Source organism: Kitasatospora putterlickiae, assembly GCF_039527695.1.
In the GTDB taxonomy this organism is placed as follows: Bacteria; Actinomycetota; Actinomycetes; order Streptomycetales; family Streptomycetaceae; genus Kitasatospora; species Kitasatospora putterlickiae.
Map to the genome: position 1 here is coordinate 19,474 of NZ_BAAAKJ010000010.1, position 888 is coordinate 20,361.

Genomic DNA, 888 nt, shown 5'->3' on the forward strand with positions numbered 1-888 from the left:
CCGCCGCGAAGCAGCCGGGCGGCTCCGCCAAGGCGGGCGCGGCGAAGGCGGGCGCGGCGAAGGCCACGGGCAAGGCCGGTGGCCGCCCGACCCCGGGCCGCACCACCGGAGGCGCCCGCCCGCGCGGTGGCACCGGCTCCTCTCAGACCCCCCGCCGAGGCCGCCCGAAGCGTCGGGGCTGACTCCACGGCACCCCGTTCGCTCCGTTCGCCCCGTCCGGCCAGGCCTGGACGGGGCGCGGTGTTCCCGGGTGTCCGTGTTCCCGGGCGTCCGTGTTCCCGGGCGTCCGGATCAGGGCTGGGCGCTGCCGCTGCTGCCTTCCAGGAGGAGCAGGAGGCGGCCGAGGCCCCGGGAGAGGTCTTCGCGTTCGGTGGCGCTCAGGCCGGAGATCAGGGTCCGGTCGTAGCCGAGGAGGTCGGGGTACACGCGGTCGACCACCTCGACCCCCTCGGGGGTGAGGGCGAGGTGGGAGACGCGGCGGTCACGCTCGTCGGTGCGGCGGGCGACCAGACCGCGCTCCTCCAGCTGCCGCAGCCGTTTGGTGACCGCGGCGCCCGAGGAGAAGGTCTCGCGGGCGAGCTGGGAGGGCGTCAGCCCCTGGCCGTTCCGGCGAAGGGCGGCGAGGACGTCGAACTCGGGGCGGGTGAGGCCCTCGTGGGGGAGCGGTCCGGTCCTGCCCTGCTGCAGCAGGGCGGCGATGCGGTTGATCCGGCCGAGGATCGCGATCGGTTCGGTGTCCAGGTCGGGGAATGCCTGGTGCCACTGGCGCAGCACGCCCGCGACGGCGTCCTCCACGTTCGGTGTTCCTCTCTGCCGTGCCGTGCCGTGCCGTGCCGTGCCATGCCGGGCCGGGCGGTCGTCGTCCGGGCCGGGGCCCGGTGCCCGCGG

1 protein-coding gene and 1 pseudogene are annotated in these 888 nt (G+C 76.6%); one reads left to right on the forward strand and one right to left on the reverse strand.

Features of this window, described 5'->3' with window-relative positions; translation table 11 throughout:
• Positions 1-182 (forward strand): annotated as a pseudogene (locus ABD308_RS00970) (serine/threonine protein kinase); the annotation flags it as partial.
• Positions 183-291: 109 nt separating this feature from the next.
• Here ABD308_RS00970 and ABD308_RS00975 read toward each other — a convergent pair.
• On the reverse strand, positions 292-795 hold the full coding sequence (locus ABD308_RS00975) for a MarR family winged helix-turn-helix transcriptional regulator (RefSeq protein WP_344323456.1): 504 nt from the start codon (positions 793-795) through the stop codon (positions 292-294).
• Positions 796-888: the final 93 nt, after the last annotated feature.